This is a genomic window from Achromobacter xylosoxidans, assembly GCF_002192695.1.
GTDB classification, from domain to species: Bacteria; Pseudomonadota; Gammaproteobacteria; order Burkholderiales; family Burkholderiaceae_B; genus Achromobacter; species Achromobacter xylosoxidans_C.
Window position 1 is genome coordinate 74,555 of record NZ_MTLG01000125.1, and the last position, 14,977, is coordinate 89,531.

The 14,977-nt window shown below is 66.1% G+C and carries 15 protein-coding genes; 10 read left to right on the forward strand and 5 right to left on the reverse strand.

Going from position 1 to position 14,977, the window contains the following annotated elements:
- Nucleotides 1-30: 30 nt before the first annotated feature.
- Nucleotides 31-1,917 carry an amidohydrolase gene (locus BRO63_RS32055; protein ID WP_218824129.1) on the forward strand — a complete coding sequence of 629 codons (1,887 nt, stop codon included), beginning with the start codon at nt 31-33 and terminating at the stop codon, nt 1,915-1,917.
- Between the two features lie 11 nt (nt 1,918-1,928).
- The gene (locus tag BRO63_RS32060) at nt 1,929-2,390 is read left to right on the forward strand and encodes a DoxX family protein (protein WP_088143568.1); all 462 of its coding nucleotides are present in this window, start codon (nt 1,929-1,931) and stop codon (nt 2,388-2,390) included.
- 17 nt (nt 2,391-2,407) lie between these two features.
- On the opposite strand, the gene BRO63_RS32065 is transcribed toward BRO63_RS32060, so the two are convergent.
- Nucleotides 2,408-3,637, reverse strand: a complete 1,230-nt coding sequence (locus BRO63_RS32065) for a hypothetical protein (protein ID WP_143219535.1) — start codon at nt 3,635-3,637, stop codon at nt 2,408-2,410.
- Between the two features lie 349 nt (nt 3,638-3,986).
- On the opposite strand from BRO63_RS32065, the gene BRO63_RS32070 reads away from it, so the two are divergent.
- Genes BRO63_RS32070 through BRO63_RS32085 form a run of 4 tightly spaced genes read left to right on the forward strand, consistent with a single transcriptional unit; the run spans nt 3,987 to nt 8,134 of the window.
- A complete protein-coding gene (locus tag BRO63_RS32070; protein WP_088143570.1) occupies nt 3,987-4,838 on the forward strand; it encodes an ABC transporter substrate-binding protein in 852 nt (283 codons plus the stop codon).
- A gap of 22 nt (nt 4,839-4,860) precedes the next feature.
- Complete coding sequence (locus BRO63_RS34640) at nt 4,861-6,369, forward strand: amino acid ABC transporter permease/ATP-binding protein (protein WP_088143571.1); 1,509 nt, start codon at nt 4,861-4,863, stop codon at nt 6,367-6,369.
- Nucleotides 6,353-7,702 (forward strand): amidase, encoded by a 1,350-nt coding sequence (locus tag BRO63_RS32080; protein ID WP_088143572.1) that lies wholly within the window; start codon nt 6,353-6,355, stop codon nt 7,700-7,702. The genes BRO63_RS34640 and BRO63_RS32080 overlap by 17 nt, the downstream gene beginning before the upstream one ends.
- A 30-nt stretch (nt 7,703-7,732) precedes the next feature.
- Nucleotides 7,733-8,134, forward strand: coding sequence for an ectoine synthase (locus BRO63_RS32085; RefSeq protein ID WP_088143573.1), 402 nt, complete (start codon nt 7,733-7,735; stop codon nt 8,132-8,134).
- Nucleotides 8,135-8,164: 30 nt separating this feature from the next.
- Here BRO63_RS32085 and BRO63_RS32090 read toward each other — a convergent pair whose 3' ends face one another.
- The 3 genes from BRO63_RS32090 to BRO63_RS32100 form a co-directional block, all read right to left on the reverse strand.
- Nucleotides 8,165-8,839 carry a GntR family transcriptional regulator gene (locus tag BRO63_RS32090; RefSeq protein WP_088143574.1) on the reverse strand — a complete coding sequence of 225 codons (675 nt, stop codon included), beginning with the start codon at nt 8,837-8,839 and terminating at the stop codon, nt 8,165-8,167.
- A 53-nt stretch (nt 8,840-8,892) separates the two neighbouring features.
- Nucleotides 8,893-9,738 carry an urea carboxylase-associated family protein gene (locus BRO63_RS32095; protein ID WP_088143575.1) on the reverse strand — a complete coding sequence of 282 codons (846 nt, stop codon included), beginning with the start codon at nt 9,736-9,738 and terminating at the stop codon, nt 8,893-8,895.
- Between the two features lie 96 nt (nt 9,739-9,834).
- Entirely contained in the window at nt 9,835-10,758 is a 924-nt protein-coding gene (locus BRO63_RS32100) for a LysR family transcriptional regulator (RefSeq protein ID WP_088143576.1), read from the reverse strand.
- A gap of 164 nt (nt 10,759-10,922) precedes the next feature.
- Here BRO63_RS32100 and BRO63_RS32105 point away from each other — a divergent pair, with 164 nt between their 5' ends.
- Both BRO63_RS32105 and BRO63_RS32110 read left to right on the forward strand, forming a co-directional pair.
- Complete coding sequence (locus BRO63_RS32105; protein WP_054455770.1) at nt 10,923-11,405, forward strand: VOC family protein; 483 nt, start codon at nt 10,923-10,925, stop codon at nt 11,403-11,405.
- Between the two features lie 17 nt (nt 11,406-11,422).
- On the forward strand, nt 11,423-12,097 hold the full coding sequence (locus BRO63_RS32110; RefSeq protein WP_088143577.1) for a flavin reductase family protein: 675 nt from the start codon (nt 11,423-11,425) through the stop codon (nt 12,095-12,097).
- An 18-nt stretch (nt 12,098-12,115) separates the two neighbouring features.
- Here the strand turns inward: BRO63_RS32110 and BRO63_RS32115 are convergent, their stop codons facing one another.
- A complete protein-coding gene (locus BRO63_RS32115) occupies nt 12,116-13,048 on the reverse strand; it encodes a LysR substrate-binding domain-containing protein (RefSeq protein WP_088143578.1) in 933 nt (310 codons plus the stop codon).
- Nucleotides 13,049-13,219: 171 nt separating this feature from the next.
- On the opposite strand from BRO63_RS32115, the gene BRO63_RS32120 reads away from it, so the two are divergent.
- Together BRO63_RS32120 and BRO63_RS32125 are read left to right on the forward strand one after the other, a co-directional pair.
- Complete coding sequence (locus tag BRO63_RS32120) at nt 13,220-14,131, forward strand: amino acid ABC transporter substrate-binding protein (protein WP_088143579.1); 912 nt, start codon at nt 13,220-13,222, stop codon at nt 14,129-14,131.
- A gap of 93 nt (nt 14,132-14,224) precedes the next feature.
- Nucleotides 14,225-14,971 (forward strand): amino acid ABC transporter permease, encoded by a 747-nt coding sequence (locus BRO63_RS32125; protein ID WP_088143842.1) that lies wholly within the window; start codon nt 14,225-14,227, stop codon nt 14,969-14,971.
- Nucleotides 14,972-14,977: the final 6 nt, after the last annotated feature.

The window sequence follows — 14,977 nt, forward strand, 5'->3', positions numbered from 1 at the left end:
GCCATCGCCAGTTCCAAAGGAGACTCCAACATGTCCAACGCCACGCCGGACGTCATTTTCCACAATGGCCGCATCACCACGCTGGACCGCAGCAAGCCACAGGCCAGCGCCGTCGCGATCAAGAACGGACGGTTCGTGGCCGTCGGTTCCGATGCCGAAGTCATGGCGCTTGCCGGCGCCGGCACGCGGGTCATCGATATGAAGCGCCGCGCGGCCCTGCCGGGCCTGTTCGACAACCACACCCACGTGGTGCGCGGCGGCCTGAACTACAACATGGAGCTGCGCTGGGACGGCGTGCGCTCGCTGGCCGACGCCATGGCCATGTTGAAGCGCCAGGTCGCGATCACGCCCGCGCCGCAATGGGTGCGCGTGGTGGGCGGCTTTACCGAGCATCAGTTCGCCGAGAAGCGCCTGCCCACGATCGAAGAGATAAACGCCATTGCGCCCGACACGCCGGTGTTCATCCTGCATCTGTATGACCGCGCGCTGCTCAACGGCGCTGCGCTGCGCGCGGTGGGCTATACCAAGACCACGCCCAATCCGCCAGGCGGCGAGATCATGCGCGACGCCCAGGGCAATCCCACGGGGCTGCTGCTGGCCAAGCCCAACGCGACCATCCTGTACGCCACGCTGGCCAAGGGCCCCAAGCTGCCCTTCGACTACCAGGTCAATTCCACGCGCCACTTCATGCGCGAGCTGAACCGCTTGGGCGTGACCGGCGTGATCGATGCGGGCGGCGGCTTCCAGAACTATCCGGACGACTACGCCGTCATCCAGAAGCTGGCCGATGAAAACCAGATGACGGTGCGCCTGGCCTACAACCTTTTCACGCAAAAACCCAAGCAGGAAAAGGAAGACTTCCTCAACTGGACGTCGAGCGTGAAGTACAAGCAGGGCAGCGATTACTTCCGCCACAATGGCGCGGGTGAAATGCTGGTGTTCTCGGCGGCCGACTTCGAGGACTTCCGCGTCGAGCGTCCGGACATGCCGCCCGAGATGGAGGGCGAGCTGGAGGAGGTCGTGCGCGTGCTGGTGCAGAACAAGTGGCCGTGGCGCTTGCACGCCACCTACGACGAGACCATCTCGCGCGCCCTGGACGTGTTCGAGAAGGTGCATCGCGACACGCCGCTGACCGGGCTGAACTGGTTCTTCGACCACGCCGAAACCATCTCCGACAAATCGATCGACCGCATCGCGGCGCTGGGCGGGGGCATCGCCGTTCAGCACCGCATGGCCTACCAGGGCGAGTACTTCATCGAACGCTACGGCGCGAAGGCCGCCGAAGCCACGCCGCCTGTCGCCAAGATCCTGCAGCGCGGCGTGAAGGTCTCGGCCGGCACCGATGCGACTCGTGTCGCCTCGTACAACCCCTGGGTGTCCTTGTCCTGGATGGTCACCGGCAAGACCGTGGGCGGCACCCGCCTCTACCCTGCGCGCAACTGCCTGGACCGCGAGACCGCGCTGCGCATGTGGACCGAGAACGTGGCCTGGTTCTCCAACGAGGAAGGCAAGCGCGGCCGCATCGAACCCGGCCAGCTGGCCGACTTCATCGTGCCGGACAAGGACTACTTCAGCTGCACGGAGGACGAGATCTCCTTCCTGACCTCGGACCTGACCGTGGTGGGCGGGCGCGTGGTCTACGGCGCGGGCGAGTTCGCGCCGCTGGACGACAACCCGCTGCCGCCCGCCATGCCCGACTGGTCGCCTACCCGACTGTTCGGCGGCTATGGCGCCTGGGGCGATCCTGACGGCGCCGGCCGCAATTCGCTGGGCTATCGCAACATGGCGGCCTGCGCGTGCGCCAGTTCCTGCGGCTTGCATGGACACGACCATGCCCGCGCCTGGGCGTCGAATGCGCCCAGCTCGGATCTGCAGGGCTTTTTCGGCGCGCTGGGCTGCTCTTGCTGGGCCGTCTGAGGAGGCTGGCCATGAATGCTACTTTCCAATGGGAACGGCGGCTGGCCGGCCTGGCCCGCCCGCTGTTCGGTGCGTCGGCGGTCCGGTTCCTGGCCTATCTGGGGTTGTGCGCCGCCTACCTGCAGGGCGGGCTGGTGAAGCTCTTCGACTTTCCCGGCGCGGTGCGCGAAATGGCGCATTTCGGGCTGTCGCCCGAGCCCTTGTTCGCGGCGCTGGTGATTGCGCTGGAACTGGTCGCTTCCCTTATGATCCTGACGGGCCGGCTGCGTTGGCTGGGCGCGCTGGCATTGGCGGCCTTCACGCTGGTGGCGACCGGCATTGCGTTGCGCTTCTGGGAGATGCCGCTGGGGCAGGAACGCTTCATGGCCGCCAACTCGTTCTTCGAGCACCTGGGGCTGGCCGGCGGGTTGCTGCTGGTGGCTTGGCTGGATTTGCGCGAATCGAAGTCGGGCGGCGCGGCATCAGGTTGTTGAGAGGTGCCAGGCTTGCATCAGGGGTGATCAGACGCCTGCTTGCCGGCGTTGCGCGAACAATCCCGGTACTTGGCGCGGGCCGCGTCGGTCGCGATCCGGTCGCGGTCCTGGCGCGCGGCCAGCACTTCCGTCTGCAGCGCCTCGCGGCAGGCTTGAAGTTTCGCGTTGCGCTCGTCCTCGCGGGCCTTGCGTGCATCCAATTTCTGGCGTGCCGCGGCGTTTCTGTCTTGAATCGCCTGCGCTTCGATGGGATCCAGGGGAATCGAATTTCTTTGTGCGCGAGCGTCGCGAGCCATTTCGGGCGTGATGACCGCCTTGATTGGCGAGGCCTCGATGGCGCGCGCCTGCTTGTCGTCCGGCGGACACTGATCGACCGCATGGTCTTTCAGCCGGGCAAGGCCGCCGGGATTCATCGCAAGCAGGCTGGCGATGTCCTGCGGCGGTCGGCCCTGCCAGAAATAGAAAAGTGACGTCTCTTCCTTGCGGCCCGCGTACATGCAGCGCAGGATATGATTTTCAGGCTTGCCGACCCGATGATCGAATCCCCGCATCATCGGCGTTTCGCCAAAGAACAGGCGCGCGGGTATCACGCTGCCGGGCTCGATCAGTTTGCGGGCCGCGCCGCTGTGCTGAGCTTCCCAGTCGTCGTACTCGGCCTGATCCCGCAGGCGCCGGTAGGTTTCGTACTCTTTCAGGCTGCCGCTGCTGGCCAGGGCGGCAGCAGTCTTGATCGGATCCGGGGTCATTCCAAGCCCGGCCCCGACGCTGAAGCCCACGGCGGAAGTCCAGCTGTTGAAGGCCTGTCTGGCGCTGGGCGGAATGCCGCCGTCGAGCGGGCGGCCATTGTTTCCGAGCGTCATGAGACTGGCCAAGCGCTGGGCCTGGTCCCCGCCGGCACTGATGCGCGGCCACGCAATCATCAGGTCCTTCTGGAACAGCAACTCGCCGAACTTGTCGCCGGCCGCGGCGCGATCCGTGGGGGCGGCGGCGAAGTATGCGCGCCGCGCTTCCCCGACCCGCGCCTCGAACTGCGCCATCTGCTGGCGCAGTTCGGCGTAGCCTTCGACGGCACGCTGGACATTCAGGGCCAAATAGTCGCGGGCCGAGGGCTGGCCGATCCAGATGACATCCTGTCCGAAAGCGCTGGCGGCCGCCAGCATGCCAATCAGGATCAGGAGCCAGCGCGGCCGGCGCCAGACCCTCGGATCCGCTGTCCTGCAGACATATGCAGGTTCAGGATGGTGCATGGGCAAGCTCTCCGGATGTAGTCCGGCGCAGGGTGTCCGGATAGCAGATGCAGCCATTCTTGGCGGTGGAGTGCGAAAAACTATAGGCGAACGGCTAAGTGGCGTCTGTCCTCTCTTTGGATGGCATGACGGTGCGCAGGCCATGCATATGGCCAGATCCGAACCCGATGGCTGACAGCGCGTAGTTCGCCGCATCCGGCGAAAGCGCTAGGGAAAATACCCATATCCGCTATCTCTTCGTTGCCGGAAAATCGCAAAAATTGTTCAACAATCCTGGCGCGAAAATACCTCAAGGTATAGGGCAGACCCAATCTGGCCGCGGCTTTCAGGGCGTTCCATAGGGGAAAGCATGTTCACTCAGATTCTGGTGGCGTCGCGTCTCGGCGTCGCTCACGCACTGGCCGCGTTCATGTTGTGCACGGCAGCTCCCATGGCGTTTGCCGCCGCCACCATCAAGGCGGACAGCCTCACGGTCGGGTCCGACCTCACCTACCCGCCCTATGCCTACATGGATGGCGGCAAGCCCGCCGGATTCGACGCGGATTTCTCCCGGCTGCTGGCCTCCAAGCTGTCGCTTGCGCCGGTGTTCGTTGACACGCGCTTTCCCGACCTGATCCTGGGCATGCGGGCGCGCCGCTTCGATACCGTCGCGTCGGCCCTTTATGTCACGCCCGAGCGCACCAAGCTGATCGATTTCATCCCGTACCTGAAGACGGGTGCTTCGCTGCTGGTGCTGGCTTCCAGCCAGTATGCGCCCACGGGGCCGGAGGCGTTGTGCGGCAAGCGGGTGGCGTCGATCAAGGGAGCGTCGTGGACGCCCAAGCTGCAGAAGGTCTCGCGCGAGACCTGCCAGCCCAAGGGCCAGGGCGAGATCAAGGTGCTGGAGTTTCCGACCTCTCCCGAGGCGATGATGGCGCTGCGCTCGCAGGCGGCGGACGCGATGATCGAGGATGCGGCGGTGGTGCACGGCATGCTGGCGCAGTCCAAGGACAGCTTGAAAGTGACCTCCACCTCCCTGCTCTATCCGATCGTGATCGGGCTGGGGATCAACAAGGAATCGAAGGAACTGCAGAACGCATTGAACGGCGCGCTGCAACGGGCCCGCGATAGCGGCGAGTATCAAGCGCTGCTGGCCCGCTACGGGCTGGAGGAGCCGTCCCCCGCGGAAGTCCAGGCCGCCCTGGCGGGCCCGGCGCGATAAGGCCGCGAGGGAAGCCGCAACCATGCATTTCGATTGGGATTACGCCGTCAGCCTGCTTTGGGACACCGACTTCTGGAAAGCGTGTTGGGTGGTGGTGAAGCTGAGCACGGCAACGTGGGTGATAGGCGTGGCGGCGGGCTTTCTGCTGGCGCTGGGCAAGCAGGCGAAGAACCCCTTCGTCAGCCGTCTGGCGGGCCTGTATATCTGGTTCTTCCGCAGCCTGCCGCTGTTGGTGCTGCTGGTGTTCATCTACAACCTGCCGCAGGTGTTTCCTGCGGCGGGCGGGTTGCTGTCGGACCCGTTCTACGCCGGCCTGACCGCCCTGGTCGTTAGCGAAACCGCCTTCATCGCCGAGATCCATCGTGGCGGCATCCTGGGCGTGCCGCGCGGACAGATCGAAGCCGGACGAGCGCTGGGCCTGCGCTATGCCGGCATCCAGCGCATGATCGTGATTCCGCAGGCGTTGCGGATCGCGCTGCCCGCCTTGAGCAACGAATTCATCACGATCGCCAAGCTGACCTCGCTGGTGTCGGTGATCTCGCTGGCCGAGATCCTGTTGGTGGGACAACGCTTGTACACGCAGAACTTCCTGGTGTTCGAGACTATGCTGGCGGTGGCGCTGTACTACGTGCTGATCGTCACGCTGTTCGACAAGCTGTTGGGCTGGCTGGAGTCGCACATGAATATCCTGCGGCGCGCGCCCAAGCCGCTGGCGCTGGACGCCGAGGCGCGGCGCGAGATCCAGGAAGGACAGTCCGGGCCGGCGCTGCCGGCTGCCGGCGACGCGCCCGCGCTGGAAGTGCGGCAGGCGCGCAAGCGCTTCGGCGACCATGAAGTGCTCAAGGGCATAGACCTGAAGGTCAAGGCCGGGGAAGTCATCAGCATCATCGGTCCGTCAGGTTCGGGCAAGACGTCGCTGATACGCACGTTGAACGGCCTGGAGACGCTGGACGGCGGCGAGGTGCTGCTGCATGGCAAACCCTTTCTAGGATCGCCGGGGACCGGCGCTCAGGCGGGCCCCGGCGACCGCATCCTTGATATCGGCATGGTGTTCCAGAGCTTCAATCTGTTTCCGCACAAGACCGTGTTGCAGAACGTGATGCTGGCGCCGGCGTACCACGGACGCGGCAGCGCCAGCGTGTTGCGTCGCGAAGCCCTGGTGCTGCTCAACAAAGTAGGCATGCTGGATCACGCGCACAAGTATCCGCATCAGCTCTCCGGCGGGCAGCAGCAGCGCGTGGCGATCGCCCGCGCGCTGGCCATGCGCCCTTCCATCATGCTGTTCGACGAGCCGACGTCCGCGCTGGATCCGGAACTGGTGGCCGAAGTGCTGAAGGTGGTGGAGACGCTGGCGCGCGAAGGCATGACGATGCTGATCGTGACCCACGAGATGGGGTTCGCGTTCAAGGTGTCCGATCGCGTGGTGTTCATGGAGGCCGGCCGCGTACTGCTGGACGCGCCGCCGGCCGAGGTGCTGGCAAGCGCGGACTCGCGCGTCAAGGATTTCCTGAGCCATGTCCATGTGTCCTGAACGGCGCGACGTTTCCCTGCGCGCGGTGTCGACCTGCCTGGAGCGGGTGTCGGCTGACCCTGCAAGTGCGGCCCTCGCCCTCGTGGCGCGCCGCGACGAGGATGCGCTGGCCGAGGCGGGTACGCGCGACGCCTTGCGCGGATTCGCGCCGGACGACGAGCCGCTGGCCGGCATGGTGCTGGGCGTGAAGGCTTGTTTCGACGTGCGCGGATGGACGACGCACGCGGGCTCGCGGGTGCTGGCCGACGCGCCGGCGGCGGGCCGGGATGCTGCGCTGGTGCATGCGCTGCGGCGCGCGGGCGCGGTGCTGCTGGCGCAGAACAACATGACAGAGTTCGCTTACGGCGCGCTGGGCCTGAATGCCCGCTTCGGCACGCCGCTATCGCCGCTGATGGCCGACGTGCCCCGTGTCGCCGGCGGCTCCAGCAGCGGCGGCGCCGTTGCGGTGGCGCGCGGCATGGTGGACCTGGCGCTGGCCTCGGATACGAGCGGATCGGCGCGCATTCCCGCCGCGTTCTGTGGCGTCGCGGGCTTCAAGCCGTCCCGCGGCCGCTACCAGGACGCGGGCATGATGTATCTGTCGCCCACTTTCGATGTGCCCGGCATCATCGCGGCGGACGCCGCACGATGCCTGCTTGTGGATAAGGTGCTGGCGCCCTGGGATGCCGCCAAGCCGGCATCGGGCGTTCACGGCGCGACGCCGCTGGCGAGCAAGGTGTTCGTGGTGCCGGACCATGTGGAAGAGCTGCTGGAGCCGGAAGTCAGGCGCGCCTTCGCCGCAAGTCTGGAATGCCTGATGGATGCGGGCGCCGCGCTGCGCCGCGAATCCATGCCCTGCCTGGCGCTGGCCGGCAGCGTGGCGCGCGACGGCGGCATCATCGCGGCCGAGGCCTATGCCTTGCATGCGTCCCGCTTGGCGATGGACGCGGCCGGCTACGACCCCCGCGTGGGGCCGCGCATGCTGTTGGGCGCGCAGGTGCCGGCGCATGCCTATATCGCGGCCCATCGCCGGCTGACGGAATTGCGCCGCGAGTACGACCACGCCATCGCGGGCGCCGACGCGGTGTTGACGCCGACGGTGCCCATGCTGCCGCCGCCGGTCGCGCTGCTGGACGACAACGGCATTTATCTGCGCGAGAACGGCCGGGCATTCAGCCTGACGGAATTCGCCAACCGCCTGGACCTGCCCAGCATTTCCTTGCCGGGCGATCCGGCCGCAAAGAAGGCGGTAGGCCTGATGGCGACCGGCCTGCGCGGCGGCGACCGGGCCTTGCTATTGGCAGCCGCGCAGATCGAACACGCGCTCGGATCGGCCTCGCGCCGCCGGCATTGATTTTTTTCCACTCCTCCGCGGATCCCACTCATGATAGTTATCCACAGCGACGACCTGACCGATACCGAACGCCACGCCCGGGGACCGGGCTGGGAAAGCAAGCGCATCATCGTCAAGCGCGACGGCATCGGGTATTCAGTGCACGAAACCCGGGTCTTTGAAGGCGCCGAGCTGCACCTGCACTACAAGCACCACTACGAGGCGAACTACTGCATGGAAGGCGAAGGCGAGGTGCTGGACGTGGTCACGGGCGCGACGCACGCCATACGGCCGGGGACCCTGTACGCGCTGGACAAGAACGACCAGCACGTGCTGCGGGCGGTGAAGGGAGACCTGCGCCTGGTTTGCGTCTTCAACCCGCCTTTGAGCGGACAAGAGACGCACCGGGCGGACGGCAGCTATGCCGAACCTGAAGCGGAGGCGCGCGCCTAGGCGCCCTCAGCGGACCAGGCCAGGCGGTGCTTACTTGGCCTGCTGCTTCAGGCGGGTCAGCACGGCCATCAGCGTGCGTTCGGAATCGTCGAGATAGTCGGCAAGGGCTTGCGCGGCCAGGTCGCGCCGGCCCTCCACCAACAGGCCGTGGATGCGCCGTTCGCGCTCGATCCAGTCGGGCGTCTGGATCAGGCTTTCGTCGACCTCCGACGCGAACACCAGGCGCAGCTGCGCACAGAGCGTAAGAAAGAACTCGTCCAGCAGGCGGCTGCCCAGCTGCGCGACGATATGCTGGTGCACCTGCAGGCTCAGCGTGCCGACATTGCGCCACTTCTTCTTGGACAGCGCGCGCTCGGCGGCGTCGATGGCCGTGAGCATCTTGTCCAGCAAGGCGGGCTGCAACGGCAGGCTGCCGGCGATGGCCTGCAGTTCCAGGGCACGGCGCGCCGCGTAGATCTCGCGCAGATCCTTGCGTTCCATGCGGCGGACCACGACGCCCTTGTGGCGGATGAAGGTGGCCAGCCCTTCACGGCCCAGCTGGTGCAGGACTTCGCGGATCGTGTTGCGCGAGGCGCCATAGTCAGCGGCCAGATCGACTTCGACCAGTTGCGTGCCTGGGGGCAGCTTGCCTTCCATGATGTCGTCGCGCAGCTGATGGCTGATGCGTTCGGCGATCGAGATTCCGCTGTCGCGTTCGGCGGGCATGATGGCATGGGCTCCTAGCGAGGCGCCGCGGGGTGGCCGGGCGCCTCTTGTTGTTATTTCCACTCGACCTTTTCAGGGTGCAGTCCGTGGACGCCCTTATACGGTGAAACCTCGGGCGGTGTCCAGCCTTGCAGCAGGGCAGGATCCAGCGCGTAGATCTCTACCCCCAGGGGGCGGCAGACGTCGATGGGATCACGTGCATCGGGACCCCACATCGGCACGGAAAGGTCGCCGCCGGGGCAGGTGGACAGCGCGCAGAGCAGGTCCATTTCGGCGAAGAACTCCAGGTAGTCGCCCGGCTTGGCCGGGCACGCCTTCATGAAGTACTTGTCGTCGTCGTTCAGCCCGGTGACCTGGAACACGTTGAGGACATCATGGACGTCGAACTCCGTCAGGCCGTGCGGCGCCACGGCGCGGGTCAGGTTGGAATGGCAATGGAAGTGGAAGTCCTCGCCGGTGAGCAGCTTGTTGACGTAGGGGTCGCAGCGCGTGCCCAGCAGGTCGTGCACGCGGCCGCCGTCGCTGTCCGTGCCATAGCCGGCCAGCGTATCGTCGGTGATCGTGACCATGGGGCGCAGATACGGCAGCGTGGACCAGATGCGGTCGTGGGTGCTGACGTGCGCCTGCTGCAGCTGGCGCGTCCGCGACGCCCACATGCGTTCGCGCGGGTTGTGCAGGTTCCACATATTGAAATCCGCCACTTGCGGGCCTTCCAGCGTGACGATACGGAAAACGTGGCCGGCCGGAACCTTCCAGGCGAAGCCGCTGCGGATGGGAACGACGTGCGTTTCAAGCAGCTTGCGCTGCGCCGGGTCGGCGATGAGCGTCCGGTAGAAATCCCGGTCCACATTCAATACCGAACCCTTGCTCACCTGATACGCCGCGGGGTAATTCGACATGGTCTGCCTCCTGGAAACGCTCCTGGATCCGATGCCAGGATTGTTGAACAATTTCGGGGCAGTATACAGGAGCGGAAGGCGCTGGGAAGCCTCTTTTTACGAGGCCGTGGCAGCATCCGCAGGGGTGCCGCAGACTTGCTTGATCGTCTGCCTTAGCCAGCGGTGCGCGGGGTCGCTGTCCAGCCGCGGCGGCCAGGCCTGCACCACGGTGACCGGGCGCATGGGCACCGGCACTTCGAACGCGCTCAGCTTCAGGCCCAGGCGTTCGACGCCGGGCATCAGGTTCTGGGGCATGGACGGCAACACCAGGTCGGAGTCGGCCAGCGCGAAGATCGCGGCATGGAAGGTCGGCGTGATCAGCGTGACGTGGCGCGCCAGCCCGAGTTCTTCCAGGGTGTCGTCTATCGGTCCGTGCGCGCGTCCCCGGCGCGAGACGCTGACGTGGTCGTAGGCGCAGAAGCGTTGCGGGGTGATGGGCGCCTTGAAGATCGGGTGCTCCTTGCGCGCCAGTCCGCAGAAGGCGGTGGTGAACAGGGTCTGCACCTTGATGTCGGCGCCGAACTTCTGGGAAGAACCGATATAGAGGTCGGCATCGCCGCTGAGCGCGTCGGCGTCGTGATTGCCTTCGGAGACGAAACGCAGCACGGCGCGGGGTGCGTAGCGGCGCAGGTGCTCGCGCAGCCGGCCGCCGTAGCCGCCCACGAACACGTCGTTGGCGCGCAGGGTGAAGACGCGCGTCAGGGTCGCCAGATTGACGTCCTCGCCGAAGGCCGTGAAGACGGCCTGCGCCTGTTCGATCACGTGGCGCACTTGCGCATGCAGGGCCAGCGCCCGGGGCGTGGGCGCCAGGCCGCGGCCGGAGCGCACCAGCACGGGGTCGCCGACGGCTTCGCGGATGCGCGCCAGGCTGCGGCTCATGGCGGGAGTGCTCAGGTTCAGCCGGCGCGCCGCGCCGACGACGCTGCCTTCCTGGATCAGCACGTCCAGGGTCAATAGCAGATTCAGGTCTAGCGGTTTCATGTGACCAAGCATAGCGCGGTCGCCAAACCGGGCGGGCGCTTCAGGGTTGCGTCTGCTGCACTTCTGGATTGCGCCAGACGGCATTCCCCGGCATCCCGTACGGGACCAACATTCGAGCCGTGGCCGCGCGTGGGCGCAGGCCGATGAGAACCGAGGAGAGACAAATGGCGCTGGAAGTTCTGGAGCTGCATCATCACGCGGTGCGCATGTCGCTGGATAAGGTCGCGGCCATGGGCGCATTCTATGGAGACGTGCTGGGACTGGACACGGACCGTGGCCGCTGGGAGATTCCGGGCATCGCCGGCTACTTCCTGGACATGGGTAACGACTGCCAGATCCACCTGCTGGGCAGCGACGGCCCGTCGCCCTATTCCCAAGGCCCGGGCTGTGATCCTGTGGAAAACCACGTGGCGCTGGCCGTGCGCGATATCGCGGCGGCCGAGACGGAACTGCAGCGCCTTGCGGTGGACTATTGGAAGCTGGACAACGTGGCCGCGCCCGAACTCATGCAGCTGTTCCTGCGCGACCCGGTGGGCAACCTGATCGAGCTGCACCAGATCGGCCGCTGCCGCTGCAAGCGCAGCGACCGCGCCTTCGCCGACGCGAAGGCCGCGCAAGGCGCCGCGCCGTCGCAGGGCCGGGACTGAGGGGCTGGGGATAAGCCATGTTCATCGATCTGAATGACCTGGCGGGCCCGGCGCGCTACAAGCTGCTGACCGCAGCGATCGTGCCGCGGCCCATCGCCTGGATCGTGTCGCGCGACGCCGCAGGGACGACGAACGTGGCGCCGTTCTCGTTTTTCAACCTGATGTCGGGCGATCCGCCGTTGATCTGCGTCGGCATCGGCGTGCGCGGCGACGCGCCCAAGGACACCGCGCGCAACATCGCCGAACGCGGCGAGTTCACCGTGAGCCTGGTGTCCGCTCCGCAGGCCGGACGGATGAACGTGACGGCGGTGGACTTTCCGGCGGGCGTGGACGAGTCCCTGGAGGCTGGCCTGGAGCTAGCGCCGTCGCGGCGCATCGAGGTGCCTTGGGTGGCGCAATCGCCCGTGGCGTTCGAGTGCCGCGTGCATGAACTGCTGCGCATCGACCGCCGCAGCCTGATCGTGGCGCAAGTGGCGGCCATGCACGTGCGCGACGACGTGGTCGCGGACCGCGAGCATCTGTATCTGGATGGCCCCGCGATGGACCTGCTGGCGCGGCTGCACAACCCTGGCTGGTATTGCCGGCCGCAGGCGGCCTTTCAAATGCCCCAGCTGACGCTGGCGCAGTGGGAGGCGTTGAAGCAGTCGGGCGAGGCCGAGCGGTATCTGGAGCGGGGCGCCGCAGAGCGCTGATGGCACAAGCGCGCGGCGTCACCGCCCCGGCCGCGCCTTCAAATCCCCCATCTCTTCCTGCATGAGCTGGTGCGCATAACGTGAAAACACGCTGACCAGCCGCGTGCGCGTGTGGTACGGCGGATAAAGCAGCGCCACCGTCACCGGCACGGCGGGGCTGAAGGGGCGGATCTCGACGTTGTGCGCGGCGTATTCCTCGCGCGCGGCCAGCGGGTTGATGAGCGCCACGCCCAAGCCCGCGCCGACCAGGGCGCAGATCGAGGAACCCAGGCCGGCCTCGGCCACGGTCTGGCGTTCGACCTTGGCTGTCTTGAATATCGTGTCGATCTTTTCGCGCAGCGGCGTGCCGCTGGTGAAGGCCACGAACGGCTCGCCGGCGAAGTCGGCGGGCTTGAGTTTCTTCAGCTTGGCCAGACGATGCCCCTTGGGCACCACCGCGACGCAGCTCATGGTCAATACCGGTTCGACCTGGATGCCGGGGGAATCTCCCGACAGCATGGCCAGGCCCGTGTCGCAGAACCCCGAACTGATCCAGTTATGCACCGTGCTGGCGTTGCCGGAATGGATGGACACCATCACGTCCGGGTATTCCGTCTTGAAGGCGGCGACAATGCGCGCCAGCAGCCCGCCAGCCAGCCGGGGCATGGCGGCCACGCTCAGGCGGCTGGCGCTGAACGAGCGAATGCTGGCCGCCGCCGATTCCAGGCCGGCCAGGCCGATGAAGGTCTTTTCCACTTCCTGGAAGAAACGTGATCCGTCCTGCGTCGGGGTCAGGCGGCTGCCGTTGCGGTCGAACAAGGCGAACTGGGTAATGGCTTCCAATTGCGCAATTAAGCGGCTAACGTGCGGCTGCGAGGTATGCACGCGCCGTGCGGCGGCGGTCATTGAGCCGGTCATCATCACGGCGCGGAACGCCTCGATATGCCTCAAGCCCATCCGTGGAATGGCCATGTCAAATCCGTATAGAGGAATACTCGATTGGAACTGGATAAAACCATACCGCTAGTTGATACTTTTCGCCAGCCGCGGGGCTCATCGCGGGACGAGGCGGCAGTCAGCCTGGCTGACGCCGCCGATCGTGAACATAAGCATGCGCCGCTCGAACGGCGCCAAGGGAATCAGATGAAAGCACTTGCTGCGATCTCCGCTGCCGTAGCCCTGCTGGGCAGCGCCGCAACCGCCCACGCCGAAGGCCCCAGCCGCCTGGACAAGATCAAGGAAACCGGCGTGATCACGCTGGGCCATCCGGAGACGTCGGTCCCGTTTGCCTATCTGGACGGCAATCAGAAGCCGATCGGCTACACGGTGGAGATCTGCCAGGAAGTCGCCCAGTACGTGAAGGCCGCCCTGAAGCTGCCCAAGCTGGAGGTGCGCTACAACCCGACGACTTCCGCCACGCGCATTCCGCTGCTGGCCAATGGCACCATCGACCTGGAATGCGGCAACACCACCAATAACCTCGAACGCCACAAGCTGGTGTCGTTTGCGCCCACGACCTTCGTGGCGCAGGTGGTGCTGGTGGCGCGCAAGGACGGCGGCGTGGATCCCAACAACCTGGAGTCCTTCCGCGGCAAGTCCATCGCCGCGCAGGCCGGCGGCCAGACCTTCCGGCTGATCTCGCAGCTGAACGCCAAGGGCAACCTGGGCATCACCATGGCGCCGACCAAGGACACCGCCGAAACCATCCTGATGGTGGAATCAGGCCGCGCCGCGGGCTCGGCCAATGACGACGGCATCGCCTATGGCGCGGTGGCTTCGTCGAAGAATCCGGACGCCTTCGTGATCGGCACCAAGGGCCTGGAAATGGCGCCTTACGGCATCATGGAGCCCAAGGATGATCCGGCCTTCAAGAAGGTGGTGGACGATGCCGTGCGCGACCTGATCAAGACGGGCAAGGTGGCCGCGATCTACGACAAGTACTTCAATGCGCCGATCCCGCCCAAGCAGATCAACCTGAAGTACCCGATGAGCGATGCGCTCAAGCGCGCGCTGGCCAATCCGACCGATTCCGGCGATCCCAAGGCGTACGAGTAAGCAGGCCGTGCGCGGGACGCCTGGCGTCCCGCGGCTTGCGTGCAAGGATGCCGGCCGCCAGGCGCGGTGGGCATCGCCATCAAGGGACGGGGCATGAATTACAACTGGAGCTGGAGAGTCTTCCTGGATATGTCGCCGGACGGCGTGCATACCTTTCTGCAGACGATCTTCATCGGCGTGGGCTGGACCCTGGCGCTGGCCCTGACGGCGTGGGTGTTCTCGCTGTTGCTGGGGTCGGTGCTGGGCGTGATGCGCACCGCCAGTTCGCGCCTGATGAATGCGCTGGGCGCGACCTATGTGGAGGTGTTCCGCAACATCCCGCTGCTGGTGCAGATGTTCCTGTGGTATTTCGTGCTGCCCGAGCTGCTGCCGCATGCCTGGGGCCTGGCCATGAAGCAGATGCCGCAGCCCTGGGGCCAGTTCGTGCCCGCGGTGCTGTGCCTGGGGTTCTATGGATCGGCGCGCGTGGCCGAGCAGCTGCGCGCGGGCATACAGTCGCTGCCGCGCGGCCAGTTCCAGGCGGGCACGGCGCTGGGCCTGACCGAGGCGCAGGTGTACCGCTACGTCATCCTGCCGGAAGCGTTCCGCATCGTGCTGCCGCCCCTGACTTCCGAGTTCATGGGCACCATCAAGTATTCGTCGGTGGCGCTGACGATAGGGCTTTTGGAACTGACCGGCCAGGCGCGTTCGATGGCGGAATTCAGCTTCCACATCTTCGAGGCGTTTTCTGCTGCCACGGTGATCTACCTGATCATCAATGGCATTGTGGTGCTGGGCATGCGCCTGCTTGAACGCCACGTAGCCGTGCCCGGGCTGATCGGTTCGGCGAAAAGGCCCTAGGACGAG

Bases quoted from the DNA above. Each gene is read 5' to 3' on its own strand.
- BRO63_RS32055 (WP_218824129.1), top strand. From the start codon at position 31: ATGTCCAACGCCACGCCGGACGTCATTTTCCACAATGGCCGCATCACC.
- BRO63_RS32060 (WP_088143568.1), top strand. From the start codon at position 1,929: ATGAATGCTACTTTCCAATGGGAACGGCGGCTGGCCGGCCTGGCCCGC.
- BRO63_RS32065 (WP_143219535.1), bottom strand. From the start codon at position 3,637: ATGCACCATCCTGAACCTGCATATGTCTGCAGGACAGCGGATCCGAGG.
- BRO63_RS32070 (WP_088143570.1), top strand. From the start codon at position 3,987: ATGTTCACTCAGATTCTGGTGGCGTCGCGTCTCGGCGTCGCTCACGCA.
- BRO63_RS34640 (WP_088143571.1), top strand. From the start codon at position 4,861: ATGCATTTCGATTGGGATTACGCCGTCAGCCTGCTTTGGGACACCGAC.
- BRO63_RS32080 (WP_088143572.1), top strand. From the start codon at position 6,353: ATGTCCATGTGTCCTGAACGGCGCGACGTTTCCCTGCGCGCGGTGTCG.
- BRO63_RS32085 (WP_088143573.1), top strand. From the start codon at position 7,733: ATGATAGTTATCCACAGCGACGACCTGACCGATACCGAACGCCACGCC.
- BRO63_RS32090 (WP_088143574.1), bottom strand. From the start codon at position 8,839: ATGCCCGCCGAACGCGACAGCGGAATCTCGATCGCCGAACGCATCAGC.
- BRO63_RS32095 (WP_088143575.1), bottom strand. From the start codon at position 9,738: ATGTCGAATTACCCCGCGGCGTATCAGGTGAGCAAGGGTTCGGTATTG.
- BRO63_RS32100 (WP_088143576.1), bottom strand. From the start codon at position 10,758: ATGAAACCGCTAGACCTGAATCTGCTATTGACCCTGGACGTGCTGATC.
- BRO63_RS32105 (WP_054455770.1), top strand. From the start codon at position 10,923: ATGGCGCTGGAAGTTCTGGAGCTGCATCATCACGCGGTGCGCATGTCG.
- BRO63_RS32110 (WP_088143577.1), top strand. From the start codon at position 11,423: ATGTTCATCGATCTGAATGACCTGGCGGGCCCGGCGCGCTACAAGCTG.
- BRO63_RS32115 (WP_088143578.1), bottom strand. From the start codon at position 13,048: ATGGCCATTCCACGGATGGGCTTGAGGCATATCGAGGCGTTCCGCGCC.
- BRO63_RS32120 (WP_088143579.1), top strand. From the start codon at position 13,220: ATGAAAGCACTTGCTGCGATCTCCGCTGCCGTAGCCCTGCTGGGCAGC.
- BRO63_RS32125 (WP_088143842.1), top strand. From the start codon at position 14,225: ATGAATTACAACTGGAGCTGGAGAGTCTTCCTGGATATGTCGCCGGAC.